Source organism: Mucilaginibacter pallidiroseus (genome assembly GCF_007846085.1).
In the GTDB taxonomy this organism is placed as follows: Bacteria; Bacteroidota; Bacteroidia; order Sphingobacteriales; family Sphingobacteriaceae; genus Mucilaginibacter; species Mucilaginibacter pallidiroseus.
The window spans coordinates 371,407-387,535 of record NZ_VOEJ01000003.1 but is presented as its reverse complement, the minus strand read 5'-3'; the positions used below and the strand labels follow the sequence as shown (position 1 = coordinate 387,535).

Annotated in this window: 17 protein-coding genes; 10 read left to right on the top strand and 7 right to left on the bottom strand. The window is 42.7% G+C overall.

Annotated elements, in window-relative coordinates; translation table 11 throughout:
• Positions 1-8: 8 nt before the first annotated feature.
• A complete protein-coding gene (locus FPZ43_RS08700; protein WP_146381476.1) occupies positions 9-416 on the bottom strand; it encodes a response regulator in 408 nt (135 codons plus the stop codon).
• Positions 416-2,011, bottom strand: a complete 1,596-nt coding sequence (locus FPZ43_RS08695; protein ID WP_146381475.1) for a sensor histidine kinase — start codon at positions 2,009-2,011, stop codon at positions 416-418. The genes FPZ43_RS08700 and FPZ43_RS08695 overlap by 1 nt, the downstream gene beginning before the upstream one ends.
• Before the next feature lie 267 nt (positions 2,012-2,278).
• Between FPZ43_RS08695 and FPZ43_RS08690 the strand changes: the two genes are divergently transcribed.
• Entirely contained in the window at positions 2,279-2,521 is a 243-nt protein-coding gene (locus FPZ43_RS08690) for a hypothetical protein (RefSeq protein WP_146381474.1), read from the top strand.
• 30 nt (positions 2,522-2,551) lie between these two features.
• Positions 2,552-2,983: a GNAT family N-acetyltransferase gene (locus FPZ43_RS08685; protein WP_146381473.1), complete on the top strand. Its 432-nt coding sequence runs from the start codon at positions 2,552-2,554 to the stop codon at positions 2,981-2,983.
• Here the strand turns inward: FPZ43_RS08685 and FPZ43_RS08680 are convergent.
• Positions 2,980-3,630: a Rossmann-fold NAD(P)-binding domain-containing protein gene (locus FPZ43_RS08680; RefSeq protein WP_146381472.1), complete on the bottom strand. Its 651-nt coding sequence runs from the start codon at positions 3,628-3,630 to the stop codon at positions 2,980-2,982. The two genes, FPZ43_RS08685 and FPZ43_RS08680, sit on opposite strands and share 4 nt — an antisense overlap.
• Before the next feature lie 134 nt (positions 3,631-3,764).
• Between FPZ43_RS08680 and FPZ43_RS08675 the strand changes: the two genes are divergently transcribed.
• The 4 genes from FPZ43_RS08675 (at position 3,765) to msrB (ending at position 6,486) form a co-directional block, all read left to right on the top strand.
• Positions 3,765-4,838 carry an acyltransferase family protein gene (locus FPZ43_RS08675; RefSeq protein WP_146381471.1) on the top strand — a complete coding sequence of 358 codons (1,074 nt, stop codon included), beginning with the start codon at positions 3,765-3,767 and terminating at the stop codon, positions 4,836-4,838.
• Between the two features lie 77 nt (positions 4,839-4,915).
• Complete coding sequence (locus FPZ43_RS08670; protein ID WP_146381470.1) at positions 4,916-5,251, top strand: hypothetical protein; 336 nt, start codon at positions 4,916-4,918, stop codon at positions 5,249-5,251.
• A 93-nt stretch (positions 5,252-5,344) separates the two neighbouring features.
• On the top strand, positions 5,345-5,965 hold the full coding sequence (gene msrA / locus FPZ43_RS08665; RefSeq protein ID WP_146381469.1) for a peptide-methionine (S)-S-oxide reductase MsrA: 621 nt from the start codon (positions 5,345-5,347) through the stop codon (positions 5,963-5,965).
• Positions 5,965-6,486, top strand: a complete 522-nt coding sequence (gene msrB / locus FPZ43_RS08660; protein ID WP_146381468.1) for a peptide-methionine (R)-S-oxide reductase MsrB — start codon at positions 5,965-5,967, stop codon at positions 6,484-6,486. Before msrA ends, msrB begins: the two co-directional genes overlap by 1 nt.
• A 56-nt stretch (positions 6,487-6,542) precedes the next feature.
• Here the strand turns inward: msrB and FPZ43_RS08655 are convergent, their stop codons facing one another.
• Positions 6,543-7,865, bottom strand: coding sequence for a TIGR00341 family protein (locus tag FPZ43_RS08655; protein WP_146381467.1), 1,323 nt, complete (start codon positions 7,863-7,865; stop codon positions 6,543-6,545).
• A gap of 222 nt (positions 7,866-8,087) precedes the next feature.
• Between FPZ43_RS08655 and rbfA the strand changes: the two genes are divergently transcribed.
• From rbfA to FPZ43_RS08640, 3 genes are all read left to right on the top strand, one after another.
• A complete protein-coding gene (rbfA, locus tag FPZ43_RS08650) occupies positions 8,088-8,465 on the top strand; it encodes a 30S ribosome-binding factor RbfA (protein ID WP_186461788.1) in 378 nt (125 codons plus the stop codon).
• Positions 8,465-9,169 carry a peptidoglycan DD-metalloendopeptidase family protein gene (locus tag FPZ43_RS08645; RefSeq protein ID WP_146381465.1) on the top strand — a complete coding sequence of 235 codons (705 nt, stop codon included), beginning with the start codon at positions 8,465-8,467 and terminating at the stop codon, positions 9,167-9,169. Before rbfA ends, FPZ43_RS08645 begins: the two co-directional genes overlap by 1 nt.
• 202 nt (positions 9,170-9,371) lie before the next feature.
• Positions 9,372-10,622, top strand: coding sequence for a PAS domain S-box protein (locus FPZ43_RS08640; RefSeq protein WP_186461787.1), 1,251 nt, complete (start codon positions 9,372-9,374; stop codon positions 10,620-10,622).
• A gap of 5 nt (positions 10,623-10,627) precedes the next feature.
• Here the strand turns inward: FPZ43_RS08640 and FPZ43_RS08635 are convergent, their stop codons facing one another.
• Positions 10,628-12,511: a DUF4153 domain-containing protein gene (locus FPZ43_RS08635; protein ID WP_146381463.1), complete on the bottom strand. Its 1,884-nt coding sequence runs from the start codon at positions 12,509-12,511 to the stop codon at positions 10,628-10,630.
• Between the two features lie 129 nt (positions 12,512-12,640).
• Here FPZ43_RS08635 and FPZ43_RS08630 point away from each other — a divergent pair, with 129 nt between their 5' ends.
• A complete protein-coding gene (locus FPZ43_RS08630; RefSeq protein WP_146381462.1) occupies positions 12,641-13,624 on the top strand; it encodes a pyruvate dehydrogenase complex E1 component subunit beta in 984 nt (327 codons plus the stop codon).
• A gap of 91 nt (positions 13,625-13,715) precedes the next feature.
• Here FPZ43_RS08630 and FPZ43_RS08625 read toward each other — a convergent pair whose 3' ends face one another.
• Both FPZ43_RS08625 and FPZ43_RS08620 read right to left on the bottom strand, forming a co-directional pair.
• Entirely contained in the window at positions 13,716-15,002 is a 1,287-nt protein-coding gene (locus tag FPZ43_RS08625) for a glycosyltransferase family 4 protein (RefSeq protein WP_146381461.1), read from the bottom strand.
• Positions 15,003-15,018: 16 nt separating this feature from the next.
• Positions 15,019-16,128: a DegT/DnrJ/EryC1/StrS family aminotransferase gene (locus tag FPZ43_RS08620; protein WP_146381460.1), complete on the bottom strand. Its 1,110-nt coding sequence runs from the start codon at positions 16,126-16,128 to the stop codon at positions 15,019-15,021.
• Between the last annotated feature and the right edge of the window lies 1 nt (position 16,129).

The window sequence follows — 16,129 nt, the reverse complement described above, 5'->3', positions numbered from 1 at the left end:
AAAATTTATTAAGCTGTGTGGATGTTTGTAAGTATATCATGTAAATTGTGCACAGTAAGGGGCTTAACGATAAAATCGCTTACAAGCTCAATGTGTTTTGCGCGCTCGTAATCATCTTCGTCAATAGATGAACTTACTATATAAGTGGTAATTTTTTTACTAAACGCCGGAGCAAGTCTTGCAAACTCATCTAAAAATTGCCATCCATCTAAAACGGGCATGTTCAGGTCAAGCAATATAAGGTCAGGCAGTTCGTCCTCATTACGCATATTGGCAACGAGATAATCAAGCGCGGCTTTTCCGTTATGGAAAAAAATTGTTTTCTCAGCTATGTCAGCCTTTGCAATTATCCTTTTTACCGAAAAGGTATAAATCTCATCATCATCAACCACACAGGCTATACTGATCTTTTTCATTAAAACGTTATTTTAAAGGTTGTGCCCTCTCCGGGTGTACTTTCAACATCTATTTGGCCATTTTGTGATTCAACCTGCGATTTTATTAAAAATAAACCCACTCCATGCGCATCTTTACGGTCATGAAAGGTTTTATACAGACCAAATATTTTTTGTCCGTGCAGGTTAAGGTCAATACCCATTCCGTTATCATTACAGGTTAAAACCGTACGTCCCTCGGCGTTTTTGAATGTTTTAAGCTCCACAATTAATGGCGTATCATACTTACGATATTTTATAGCGTTTGATACAAGATTTAGTAAAATACTTTCCAAATAAATACGCGGGAAGGTCACGTGTACTACCTGAAAGTCTTTTTTAATTTGTGCCTTGTGCTGATCCATATCCGACTCAAAAACCTCCTCTATCTTTTGAACCATATCATTCAGGTCAATTTCTTCCGAGTCGATGATACTATTTTTAATCTTGATAGCTTGCGACAGATCCTCCAATGTGGTATTTAATGCTGTACAAACCGTGCGCATCTTATCAAAGTATTCGGCGTTTACTTCATCTAGATTATCAATATCAACCAATGACGATATCAGTGCCATATTGCTGGCGTGATTGCGTATGTTGTGAGACAGGATATGTGCAAAGTTTTTAAGTTGCTGGTTGTTTTGGGTAGTAATGTCAAGAGACTGATTAAGGGCAAGTTCGGTTAGTTTATACTTGTCAATATCCATATAAATGCCGCGCAGCTTAATGGCTTTTCCATTTTCATCAAAAAGTGTTTCGCCGGTAACCCTTACCCATTTCAGATTCTTTTTATATGTTATGCCCAACACTTCATGATCCCAACGTGTGCCATGCTCAATAGCGTCATGTAAAACCTTGTTTATCTTTTCAACATATTCGGGTTGCACGTAGTTTTCAAAGTTCAACGTGTTAATATCATAATCATAAGGCAGCTCGAATATGTCATAAACCGCTTTTGACCAGGTTCGTTGCTTTGAGACCAGATCAAATTCCCAGCCGCCTACACAACCAATGCGGCCCGCTTCAGAAAGCAAAAATTCACTTGCGGCAAGCTTATATTCAACCACGCGCCTTTTCTGCATCTCATCTTCCAGGTCGCTAATTGTGCGCAGATTAAATGCCATCGGGATAATACGGTACAGCGCATAAACCGTAAAACCCGATACCACGGCGGTTATGAAGCGCAGTAAGGCACTAAGCCTGTATGCCGGCCACCAAAATATAATGGCATCCATAAGGTGCGTAATGCCGCATAGCAATATGAATGATACAAAAAGTAAAAAAATTTTATGAAAGGGGAGATCCTTGCGTTTGCGCACCAACGTAAGCAGCAAAAGGGGGATAGCAAAGTATGATGCCCATATGCCAAGATCTGATACAATGTACAGCCACCCATGAAAATCGCTCCAGGTACCACAATGCCACCTTGGGGGCCAGGCATCTGTGTTAAGTATGTTTGTAAAAAACTCCGTGATTTGGCTGCCGAGGCTGGCTTTTGCGTTTGCGGCGGCGTGCATCTTTGCACAATTTATTCCACACTGGGTTGTTTTCTCGTGAAGCTCGGTAAGGGTTTTCAATGCAAAATGATAATTGATAAATATACGGCAAAGCCTAAGGGAAGGATTATAATTTGGGCATTATGTAAGCAAACGAACAAAGCTTACATATTAATTAGCGGCAATTAAGTATTACTTAATACGGGTGTCGAAATTATAGCTATTTTGCGTAAGCCATTTGTAACGAGGCTGTTGTTCATCCTGTATAAAAATAAGCTTTAAGCATACCAATATATTTGACCGGCCAGTAACATTGCACTTATGGCTTATGGCTATCTTGCGGCTGCAATGGAATCAAATCTAATTTTAGATAACCCGGCATGGGGTGCGCTTACCACCGGCAACAGCAAGCTTGCCCAAGGATCGGGTATTGTTAAGTTTTTTGATGCCGATGTTTCGCCTTATGCGGCTTTCAAAAACACTGACGACGACGCAATGGCTTCTAACTTTGCCGAACTGCATAACTTAACGTCGCCAGGCCGGGTTGTGCTATACCTGAGCCTGGAGGATATGTCCGTTCCTGCTAATTGAGAATGCCTTAAAATAATTCCGGGTGTGCAAATGGTCTATGATAACGAAAATACAATAGCAACGAGCAACGCGAACGTGGTTAACCTAACCACCGAACACATATCACAGATGGTAGCGCTAACCAAGCTTACCAACCCGGGCCCGTTTGCACAACGCACTATAGAGTTTGGGCATTACTGCGGTGTATTTGATGGCGATAAGCTGGTTGCCATGGCAGGTCAGCGGTTGCATGCCGGAAATTTTACCGAAGTAAGTGCCGTTTGCACCCATCCTGATTACCTTGGCCGCGGCTATGCCCGTGCTATACTTATACACCAGGTTAATAGAATGCTTGCAAGCGGTAATACGCCCTACTTGCACGTGAGGGAAGATAATGCACGTGCTATTAATGTTTATGAAGCTATCGGATTCAAAATCCGTAGAAAAGTGATTTTTTATGTGCTGCAGAATGAGCCATATTAACTTGCAGCCAGCTTTTTAATATCAGCAATTTCTAAAATGTGCTTAGGGTAGCCTTTAGCCACAGCGTTTACCATAGATAGCCCAAGCTCCTGAAGGGTGATTGCCGGGAATATATACTTAAGCAGCGGGTATAAAAATGCTATTGCTTTATAGTAGCCGCGTATATTACGCTGGCCTGCGGTCGGCTTCATTAGCCCGGGCCTAAACATGTAGGTTTGTTTAAAAGGTAAGCGGGCAAGCGCATTTTCGGTTTTGCCTTTAACTCGCGCCCACATGAAGCGGCCTTTCTCGGTGCTATCGGTATGCGCACCGGATATGAAACAAAAAGTAGCACCCGGGTTAACCATCAAAAGCGTCTTTGCGAAGTGCATGGTTAGCTCATACGTTATATGATAGTAATCGGCTTCGCTCATCCCTGCCGAACTTATGCCTGCACAAAAGAAACAGGCATTATAACCCTTCATTTGCTCGGCTATACCGCCAATATCAAAAAAGCCGGGAACAAGTATCTCCTTTATCTTCGGGTGGTCAATCTCGTAATGTTTACGACCAACTATCAATACCTCTTCAATTTCCGGATGTTGCAGACAGGTCATTAATACACCTTCGCCCACAAGGCCGGTTACACCTGTTATTATTACTTTCATGACTGTAATGACGATTGTAAAGCTTTAACATTTTAATTTTTTTGACAAATAATCAAAGTCTTACTAACGCCCAATTGCAGCCAGCATGTTTTAAATGCTATTTTTACCTCACCCCATCTACCTTAAAAGCTTATATGGAAAAAGTAAATCCGGCATTCCTAAAAACCAGGCAGCATTTCGAGATCCTTGACGGCTTACGCGGAATTGCAGCTTTAGCAGTGGTAACATTCCACTTTATGGAGGTGGCTTATACCGATTACAGCAAGGATTTTATAGCGCACGGGTTCTTGGCGGTTGATTTCTTTTTCTGCCTTTCGGGTTTTGTGATAGCTTACGCATACGATGGTCGCATCGAAAAAATAAGCACCTGGGAATTTTTTAAATTCCGGTTGATACGCCTGCACCCGCTTGTTATACTCGGTACGGTGCTGGGTCTGCTGGCGTTTATGTTCGACCCTTTTACTGATGGGGCACAAGCTTACAGCGCAGGTAAATTGGCCATCGTGATTATTTGCTCGTTGCTGATGATACCGGTACCCAATATGCCCGAGCGGGTGTTTAATCTATTCGGACTTAATGCTCCAGCGTGGTCACTTTTTTGGGAGTATGTATTCAATATATTGTATGCAATAGTTTTATACAAGCTTGCGCGTAAATGGCTTTGGGCACTGCTCGGTATTGCTGCCTTACTTATTAGTTGGGTGGCCTTGCGGGCCGACAACCTCATGGGCGGCTGGAACGGCGATACTTTTTGGGATGGTGGCGTGCGGATATTTTACTCGTTCACCGCAGGTATGCTCGTATACCGCAGCAATTTGATCATTAAAAACAAACTTGGCTTTTTAGGCGTAGCAGCATTATTAATGCTGGCGTTTTTGATGCCCTTTGGCAAATGCAACTGGCTAACTGAGCCGCTGGTTGTGATGATTTACTTCCCGCTAATTGTGGCTTTAGGCGCAGGCACAACATTACTAAACGGCATGCAAAAGCTTTGCGTTTTTCTGGGCGAACTATCGTACCCGCTTTACATGACACATTATGCCGTTATATGGATGTTTGCTGGCTACTATACTGCTCACAAGCCTGATACCTTGCATTTAACAGGCATTATTATTGGCGGCCTGATTGTTTTACCGCTTTTCGCCTGGCTGGTAATGAAACTTTATGACAAACCTTTGCGAGGATATTTAAACAGTAAACGTAAATAACCATCGTTAAAAATTTTGTGCTTTGTATTGATTTACAATCTACCTACGTTTATTAATCATACCTTGCATTATTATAAATGAACGAATTCCTTACACAATTTAAAGACTATGTAATAGCACTGGGCGAAAAACACCAGGTTGACCCACTGTTACTTGGCAGCCTTTACCTTGTAAGTAAGGTAAGCATGGTTTGTTTTTTGGGTTGGGCAGCAAGGCGTTTCAGCTTAAAAAGGCCTATCACCTTGCAGCTTTTGCTGGCATCTGTAAGTTTTAGTATTCCTTACTTATACCTGCTGATTGTTGGCCGTAACTTGCCGTTTTGGATCTATATTTTTATAGTGCTGATGTTTGTTTACGGTGCATACACCATCCGCAAAAAGCTCATGACCAAAACCACCGGTGCCGGGTTATAGTTATTACACTACTTTTCAGGCATTAATTGTCAGCCGGTTATCAAAATTAATTTATTGTATACCCTGCGGCCGTTTACTTCGTATGTATGTGTAATGAAGAGAAGAACAATATTAATTGCTTTCCTGATCATTTCAGAGATTGCATCCTTTGCGAAAGGCATATCCGCACCTACATATAAAGGGCTTGATACCGCAACCTTTGCTACCGGTTGCTTTTGGTGTACCGAGGCTAAGTTTAAAGCGTTACGTGGTGTAAAGTCTGTAACATCGGGCTTTACGGGCGGCAAAGTTGCCAACCCAAGTTACGAACAGGTTTGCACAGGCAATACCGGCCATGCAGAAGCATGTAATATTGTGTATGATCCGGCTGTGATATCATACGATGAACTACTTGAAGCATTTTTTGTAGCGCATGACCCAACCCAGCTTAACCGCCAGGGTAATGATGTAGGCACGCAGTACCGCTCGGCAATTTTTTACCATAACGCCGCCCAAAAACAAAAGGCCGACTATTACATATCGAAGCTAAATGCCGAAAAAGCTTACAAAAACAAGATTGTAACGCAGGTTTCGCCTTATAAAATATTTTACAAAGCCGAAGGCTATCATCAAAACTACTATGCCCTTAATGGCAACCAACCGTATTGCAAATATGTGATACAGCCCGAGCTGGAGAAGTTTAAGAAAGTATTTAAAAATAAGCTTAACAAATAATGAGAAAAGCCATAATTGCAGTAGCCCTTGTATTGGGATTAGGTAGCAGCTTGAGCGCTCAAAACATTAAGAACGCGGGCGCTCATAAAAACAACCCGTACTACTCTAATACCGATACGAAACACCTGAATGTAAGCAATGCCGAGTGGAAAAAAATATTGCCGCCGGCACTTTATGCAACCGCCCGGGAGCAGGCCACCGAGCGCGCTTTTACGGGGCAATATTGGAACAAAAATGCCAAAGGCACTTACTATTGCGCCGTTTGCGGCAATAAGCTATTCCGGTCTACAGCTAAGTTTGCGAGCGATTGCGGCTGGCCAAGCTTTTTTGAGCCTTCGCAAAAAAACAGCGTGAAATACAAAGAAGACAATTCATACGGCATGGAACGCACTGAGGTGCTTTGCGCCCGTTGCGACTCACATTTGGGCCATATTTTTGACGACGGCCCGCCGCCTACGCACAAACGCTATTGCATGAATTCGGTTTCGCTCGATTTCCAGCCCGACGCGTTGGGCAAATAAGCAACGTAGTATTTACTAATAAAAAAAGTCCCTCTGTTTTTGCAGAGGGACTTTTTTTATTGTGTTACCAATTTTAAATCAGGGCTTTGATAACGCTTTTGCAGCCAGTTACGCAGCTTGGCCTCATCATTTTTTGGTAGTGGTGTTTTAAATCGTGCAAAGGCAACCCGTTGGGTATCCACCAAGTTTGTGTCGGCACGGTGAATTCCCATCTTTGTAACACCGAAAGATTGTACGGCAGGAAATAAAATCTTAATCTCGGCCAGCACATTGCTATCTGCCCGGGGTTTAACAATGGCTGTTTTTTTCACGGTATCTGCTGATGCCTGCCTGCTAAACACATCCTCCAATATACTTGCCTTTATTTGCGAAAGGTCCAGCTGCTGCTTGGCATTTAGCCCCTGGCGAATGTTTAGCCCAACACCCGTAAGATTATAATTGTCAAGATTTTTCTTTAATGAATCTATCTGCCTACTTTCAAGCGGCGAGCCAATGAGTAATAAATCGATGCTGTTACCTTTCCGGCTATAGTTGAAGGCTTTTGACACTACCTGCGTATTATCAAAATGAAATTGCTCATCGATGTATTTACGTGCATTGCTTTCAAATATGCTTCTGTTTACAATGCGGTATGCCATGTAAATACTTGGCAAAATGGTAATCAGGCTAACTATAATTAAGTAGGTGGTTACTTTCTTCTGAACGCGGGCATCGTCAAAACGCGTGCGTTGTAGCTTAAGATACCGCGCCATCATAAATGTGGCTATCGATATAAATACGCTGTTGATGAAGTATAAATAAAACGCACCTAGTACAAAGTACCAATTGCCCATAGCCAGGCCAAAACCTGCTGTACACAATGGCGGCATTAAAGCGGTAGCTATGGCAACGCCTGGTATAACATTGTTCTTCTCTTTGCGCGATGCGGCAACCATACCCACAAGCCCACCAAAAAAAGCAATAAATACATCCCAGATGGACGGAGATGTGCGCGCCAACAGCTCCGACTGTACCTCATGCAGCGGGGTCACTAAAAAATAAACGTACGATGTAAAAATACTTATAACGGTGGCCACCAAAAGGTTTTTAGCACCGCGTTTAACCAGGGCCAAATCATTAATTCCAATACCAAGGCCTATCCCCATAACCGGGCCCATTAATGGCGATATCAACATAGCACCGGTAATAATGGCTGTCGAATTTACATTAAGGCCGATGGATGCTATAAGTATGGCGAATACCAATGCCCACAAGTTTGCTCCTCTGAAATCTACATTTTTACGCAGTGATGCTATGATCTCATGCTCGTCGGCTTTATCTTCCTGTAAATTAAATCTGTTGTTTAGTGCTTGCTTAATATCCTTTAAAAAATCACTCATATAAAATCGGGACGGCGCTTGTACTTTTAAAAGTTTAGAATTGGATAGTGTGTCTAAACTAACGGCTCAATGCGCCGAGTGTTTTCTAAAAAAGGCTTAGGCCGAAATCAACCCGTTTAAAAAAATTAATTTGCAAGCCTTGTGCTAATCATTAGCTTTATATATTTGCCGCCCATTATAATAATTGAAACTCATTTGCCTAACCGGCGTTAATAAATAATCATGGAATCAAAACGTCAGCAAAAATTCGCCGGGGTAATTCAGGAAGATCTTGCCGCTATATTTCAGCGCGAGGGTATGAATTACCTGCCAAATACATTGGTAACCATTACTAAAGTGCGCGTAACGCCAGATTTGGCCATTGCCCGTGTTTTTTTAAGCTTTTTTAACGGTGCTAATAACCAGCAGGCGTTACAAACTATCAAATCCCATGCTTCCGAAATCAGGTACAAGCTTGGTGCCCGCATTAAAGACCAGGTAAGGGTTATTCCGCAGCTTGAGTTTTTTATTGACGATACCAGTGAATATGTCGAGCGTATGGATGCCATTTTTGATAAAATAAGCAAGGAAGATCGCCAGCCAGATACCGACAGCGAGTAATGCTGGATGCAACTGACCGGTTAGCTGCCTATTTAAACGCCAACCCCAAAGCCGTGGGCAAAGTGGTTGAGTTTGACCCTGAAGTTGACAGGCTTTGTAAGCTTGATTTTACTGCAGCAAACACAGCGCTTTCCCCAGAGCTAATTGCTGATACCAACGCTTTTACCATTTGGATAGACGAAACACTTGCCAACAGCCGTTGCCGCTATGGTATTGGGGGCTACATGGAGCACCGTACCATATACAATCGCAGCGCGTTGTTTGATACCGCAGATGAACCCCGCCGCCTGCACTTGGGTGTAGACATTTGGGCCAGCGCAGGCACGCCGGTTTACTCTCCGCTTGCCGGCATAGTACACAGCTTTGCAGATAACGATAACTTTGGCGATTATGGACCGACCATAATTTTACAGCATAATTTAGAAGGCCTGACGATGTATAGCCTTTACGGCCATCTAAATCGCGAAAGTATAAATGGACTATCTGTTGGCCAAGCAGTGGCCGCCAACCAGCAAATTGCAACGTTTGGTAATGTACAGGAAAATGGCCATTGGCCGCCGCACCTGCACTTCCAGCTTATGTTTGATATTGGCGAAGCTTTTGGAGATTACCCCGGCGTGGCCAAATTCTCAGAGAAAGATGTTCACCTGTGCAACATTCCCGATCCGGCTTTGGTGCTTAGTTCGTCCGGTATCATTATTTAGTCAAATAGCTAATCATCTTCATTTACAGTACACTTATTGCTTAAAACCTTATTATGCATTCAGGGCTTAAGTTGCCGGCTAAACCATTTGGTTGTACATTAATTTTGAGTTATTATATTAGGCCGGGTATTAGCTTGATTAGGTATTCATTTTTATGCTTCAACCAGTTTTACAATCAATGTGGAAGCGCTACTGCTTCTATATGGAAAATGCCATGCAGGCCAGCACCAAACTGCCTGTACAGAATATTGAGTACTGGCAAAACCGATTGTTTACAAATGCCATAATATATGCCCTTCCCGGCAGCTTACTTGCACTCATACCAAGCGTATATCTCGAATGCAGATCAGGAAACGTTTTTTTAGCAGGGTTCAACGTCTTTGCGCTGGTTACGGTGGCTGCAATTGCACTTGCGCGCGGTATAAGCTTACACACGCGCCGCATATGGCTATCGGCTATTATTGCAGTATTTGCAATTGTACTTACGGCATTGCTGGGCACATTTAGCATGGCCTGTATATACTTGTTCTCGTTGAGTGTATTTGTGGCGCTGCAATTTTCTGACAGGATAGCTTACGGCACAGTTATATTCAACTTTTTGGTATGTGCCGGCTTTGCCCTGGTTATACATTATAAGCTATTCCCAATCCCACTACTGGAACAGATCACTCTTGACCGATGGATCATCTACTCGGCCAATTTTGTGTTTATGGATATTGTTGTAGTTGTGCTTATAAGGCAAACGCTTAACGGGCTTAGCAATACCATGCACAAAGAGCTTTCGCTTTATAACGAGCTGCAACAGGAAGCTGTAATAAAGGCTGACCTTAACGCGGGCCTTAAAAATTCCGAAGCCCAATACCGCACATTGTTCTATCAAAGCCCGTCGCCCAAGTTGATATTTGACGCCCAGAGCTTACGTATTTTGCAGGTAAACGATGCTGCTGTGCGCAACTATGGTTATAGCTTGCAGGAATTTTTGCAAATGAAGATTACAGATATTTATCCTGATCGTTATGACGCTGATGAAATAGTGAATGCACAGACCAATTTGCATGTAGGTGCGCCATTATCGCAAACAACACAGCACCTGGGGAAAAATGGAGATTACATACATGTTGAAGTTAACCGGGCCGACATTTCCTATCAGGGCAAGCCTGCTTGTATGATAGTAGCTACCGATATTACCCAACGTGTAAACCACATTGATGCCATACAAAAACAAAACGACAGGCTACTGGAGATAGCACATATGCAATCGCACATATTAAGGCTGCCGCTGGCCCGCATAATGGCACTGTCTGACCTGATTGAGCAGGAGTATAAGCACACGGTAGATCCGAAACTTTTGGGCTACCTTAATACGTCAGCCAATGAACTGGATAACGCCATTAAGGCCGTTGTTAACAAAAGCGCCGACATCTTAACCGAACAGCAATCAAAGAATAATTAAACAGTCTATCTTTTTTTGACCAGATAACTGCCATGAACGTAACTGGCTTCCCAAGCTTTTCCCTTTTCCTTGCCTACGTTTATTTGATCGATAACAAATTGCACTTCAAATCGGTCGTTACTTTTTATAAGGGTTAAATCTTTGACAGGGAGTACAAATTGATGGTCAGTATTATCCTGAACATATTTATCCATTTTTGCAGGCGCTGTAATATTTTTAATAACCGGCCCCAAATCAAATAAAAAAATGCTGCCGTCGATATTCAGTGTAAACATGGTGTCTTGAGCCTTAATGCGCGTTGCAATTAACCCATCGGCTTTAAAATGCACGGTATCCGCCACAACACCTTCATCAAGCAGGTAGTCGAATCCTTTAACCACTGTTGCATAATGCTGGTTTGTGGTAAATGTATAATTTACATAGCTATCTGTAACCACTGTATCGCTTTCATAATAATAGCTGTTAAAACTGTTTAAACCCAATTCCTTTTTTGCCCAATCAAACTTCCGGTATCTAAGCTCATAGTTAGAAAACGTGCCAATTAATTTACTGTCTTTAAGGTTGGAAATCGAATCGCTTACCTTTTGCAGGTCGCGGCTAAAGTAAGGCTGCAAGCTCTCAAGGTCATGCGTTTCAACAAGGTAATTGAGCGTTGCAACCGCTCGGCTACCTTCCTTTTTGCTTATCTTAAGGCTATCTACGGCAATCAGCTTCCCATCTTTAAAAGCATTGTTCTTTTTAAAAATATCAACCAAAAGCTTCTTTTGAGAGTACTCAGCTACCGAGAACGCACTCTGCGGCCCGTAAATAGACAGCAATGTAAGCAGCGACAACGAGATAGGTATCAACTTTATATTCTGATTTTTCCTGACCAGGAACATGATTGTTATAAACAGCAACCAGCAGGCAAGCAATAGCAGGAAATATCGCTTCTCGGTAATTCCGTATTTAAAAATACGTGTGCCCGCGGCAACAAACAGCAAGCCAAGCAGCGGGATGAGCAAAAAATAAAAACTTCGGGTATAGCTTTTTAGCCATTTGTTTTCTTCATGATCGCGTATGGGGTAAACCAACAGCAGCGCCAGTATACCGAAAACCGCGTACCCTAAGATAAGATTTGATACCAAACCCTTTGGTAATGCCCAAAGTATCAATATTCGTGCTTCGTAAGCCAGTAATATGCTTACGTAAACAGTCGCCAAAGGTATAAGCACATATTGTGTAAATATCTTGAGCCCCTTTGGATAGCTTAAATCACGGTCAAGCGCCTGCAAGTTAGCCGGCACGCCCGACAGGAAGAATATGGTATTAAACAAGCCGGCAATACAGGCAAATAAAATAGCAAAGGTGTCCCACTCAAATTCAAAATTGAACAAAAAATTCATGGCGCCAATGGCTCCCGCAAGCCCGGCAAATAACACGCCGCTATATAAAACAGCGGTTAGAGACTGAAGGAAAAGCGTTCTGTTAAACTGCCAGAAACCTTGTATATGCCCGGGCTTGGTAAAACCGGCATAAGCAACCAGCAGGTGCAAGGCAAGGCTTAAAAGTAAAAACCTTACATAATCGGCCTCGCGTTCGGCCGGGTTAATTATAAATATTAAGGCTATGCCTATAAGTGCAGCAAGCGCCCGTAAACCAATTTTCCTACCTCCGGTAATTTCACGGCTTTCAGTATAAAGCGTGGCGCCAAGGCTTAGTAACAGGCCCAGGTTTGCCATCATTATGGTACGTGTACACCAACTTTCACTAATGCGGTTAACCCGCGTAAGCTCAATTTTTACGATGGCCGCAATTGTCCCGGTAAGTGCAAACGCTACTTCAAACGGAAAACGTCTAAGGGTAAGCACAGCGCTATCGGCCAGGTTTTTAACAGATGGAAATCTCATTCGGGCGGTTGTTAATAAGCCGAATGTAACAATTAATGCATAAATACGTCCGGGCAGGGAACCATCAATTGTATTTTACACATTAGTGCTTATATTTGCCCTGCTAAAAAACTTCATTTTAATAATATAATGAGAGAAATACAATTCAGAGAAGCGCTACGAGAAGCCATGCAGGAAGAAATGCGCAAAGATGAAAACATATACTTGATGGGCGAAGAGGTTGCCGAATATAACGGTGCCTACAAAGTGAGCCAGGGTATGCTTGATGAGTTTGGTGCAAAGCGAGTTATCGATACACCTATCTCTGAATTGGGCTTTGCCGGTATAGGCATTGGCTCGGCAATGAACGGCCTTAAACCTATTGTTGAGTTCATGACTTTCAACTTCTCATTGGTAGCTATCGATCAGATCATCAACGGTGCAGCCAAAATGATGTCTATGAGCGGTGGCCAGTTTTCGGTTCCAATTGTATTTCGTGGCCCAACCGGTAACGCAGGTATGCTTAGCTCACAGCACAGCCAGTGCTTCGAAAACTGGTATGCAAACTGCCCTGGTTTAAAAGTGGTTGTTCCGTCAAACCCATATGATGCAAAAGGCCTTTTAAAATCAGCTATTCTTGATCCGGATCCGGTTATCTTCATGGAGTCGGAATTAATGTACGGCGATAAAGGTGAAGTGCCTGAAGAAACTTACTACGTTGAAATAGGTAAAGCTAAAGTAACTAAAGAAGGTACAGATGTTACCCTGGTTGGCTTTGGTAAAATAATGAAAGTAGTTAACGCTGCTGCTGCCGAGCTTGAGAAAGAAGGCATCAGTGCAGAGGTGATCGACTTACGCTCAGTTCGCCCGATCGATTATGCAACAATCATCGAGTCGGTTAAAAAAACAAACCGTTTGGTAATTGTTGAGGAAAGCTGGCCGTTAGGCTCAATAGCTACTGAGATTGCGTTTAAAGTGCAAAAAGATGCTTTTGATTACTTAGATGCGCCTATCATCCGTATTACCGGCGGCGACGTGCCATTGCCTTACGCACCAACTTTAATACAGGAGTACCTGCCAAATGCAGACCGCGTTGTTAAAGCTGTAAAAGAAGTAATGTATGTAGCTAAATAAGGCAACAGATCATAAATTATTAAGCCGCTTCAATTGAAGCGGCTTTTTTGTTGATTTAATATTTTGTAAAATAGTCAATATCAAGTTACATCTATTCCCAGCATTTTCTGACTGACCTTAACTCAATCAAAGCTTCATCAAGGTATTCTAAAGTCTGGCCTATTCGGAACTTGGACGATGAGATATTTGCTTTGGCGTCATTTGCTAGCTTGTCACTAAACGCCTTATCCAACACCGCCTGCATATGATCGGCTATTTGCCGCGGTTCGGTCGGCTGGAAGTAAAGTGCATTGGAGCCCATAATTTCAAGATGGCCTGTAAGATCCGAACAGATAACAGGGCACCCCAAGTGCGAGGCCTCTATCAATGGCATATTGGTTGGGCCCAAAAAGCTCGGGAAAACCATTGCGGTAGCGTTCCTGTAAAAACAGTTAAGGTCTCTGTCGCTTACAAAGCCCGGCATAATTACCGTGTCTTGTAAGCCATAGCTTTGCACAACGCTGCTGATGTAGGCAAAGTTACCATGATCGGTACCACAAAGCATCAGCTTATAATTTGCGGCGTCGGGCCCATTTACCTTTTTAAATTCGTCAAAAGCAACAATCAGATTATAATGATTTTTTAGTGCCCAAAACTGTGCAGGGTACAGGAAAAATTGGTGTCTGACTAACTTATGGTCAGATAGGCATTGTTGGTCGCTTTCTTCAGAGAATGCGCAATCAATAATGTCACCTGCAAATATTGGCAGCAGCTTTACTTTTTGCGGAAAGAAATTACAATAATACAAAAGCTCTTTTATGCCTGCCTCAGACTCGCAAAGCAGCAACATGGCTTTACTAAGCGTATCTTTGTAATAAGAATCCCTGATAGGGTAATTTCCTCCGTATGCAGTTTCGGGAAAGGGGTGTGTAGAACGGTGAGCAATATCCCAATGCACCGAGATAAATGGATAATCTACAACATTCATGTTTTGATTAAGGTAAAACACTACGTCAATACCATTAGCCTTAAGCTGATCTTCGATACTGATGCCTATCTTCTTCCGGATCTTTTTTGTAGCCGTCTTATAAATCCCCCTGAAAACCGACTTATATTTTAAATGATGGGTAACCCATCCCCAGCCTTTCCCGGTGTTTTTGTTATGCTTTGTAATATAAGCAGGCTTTACAAGCTCAATTGTGTTACCATTTAACACCGCGGGCGAGTGATTACTGTTTTGCAGTATGATATTTACGATTTCTATCGTGTCGTCGAACTTATAGGTATTGATTGCATTAACCAACTTCTTATAGTACGAATATCCGCCACCATGTTCTGCTTCAATGGTACTGAAGTCTACCCAAAGCCCAACCCGGAGTTTATTGTTTAATTTTTGCATGATTTACAATACTCGGTTAAAAAGCAGCCTTAATGGTATCAATCACAACCGACTGGTCGGCGTTGGTGAGGCCAAGCCCGCTTGGTAAATAAAAACCAAGGCTGGATAGTTGCTCGGATACGGGCAGCCTTTGTTTTGCAAATGCGTAATCCTTAAACACTGGCTGCATGTGCATAGGGTAAAAGAAAGGGCGGGTACCTATTCCATTTTTTGAAAGATGGTCAATCAACCTGTTCTTTTCATCTTTATCAGGCGCAAGCAAGCCAAATACCCAATACAAGTTATTCGCATACTCCACTTCGGGTACAGGTAATTGATAACCCTTTTCAGCTAAAAAGGACAAGCTTTCCTGGTAAATGGCACCGATTTCCCGCTTACGTATAATATGGGCTTCTATGTTTTCCAACTGGGCAACACCTATGGCTGCCTGCAAATTGGTCATTCGATAGTTCCAACCGAACTCTTCATGCACAAACCTTGGGCCTTGTGTAGTGAAGGACAGGTTTCGTAGCACCCTGCACCTTTCGTTAAGTTCCGGATCATCACAGAGCACCATGCCGCCTTCGCCGGTGGTTATATTTTTATTGGCGTAAAAACTAAATATGCTGATTTTGCCAAACGTACCGCATTTCCTGCCGCGGTATTCTTGCCCGTGCATTTCTGCTGCATCCTCAATAATAATAAGGTTATGCTTTTCCGCTATCGTTTCAAGTAAAGCCATATCTACAGGCAGGCCATAAATGTGCACAGCTAATATTGCTTTGGTTTTAGGCGTTATTAATGCCTCAATTGCAGCAACGTCCATGTTCCAGCTCGTGATATCGCTATCTACTAAAACCGGCACCAGGCCAAGTTTTATAATTGAAAAAACAGGGGATATAATAGTGAAAGATGGTACTATAATTTCGTCGCCTTCAGTCAGCCCAATTGCTTTTACCGCAATATCCAACGCGGCAGTACCGCTTGATACCGCAATGCCATGATTGCGTCCTATATAACTGCTAAACCCCTTCTCGAAACGTTCTACAAAAGGGCCTTCGCTCGAAATCCAACCTGTATCAATACATTCGTTCAAATATTTCTTCTCGTTACCCGCAAAAAGTGGGGTATTAACAGGTATACTCATC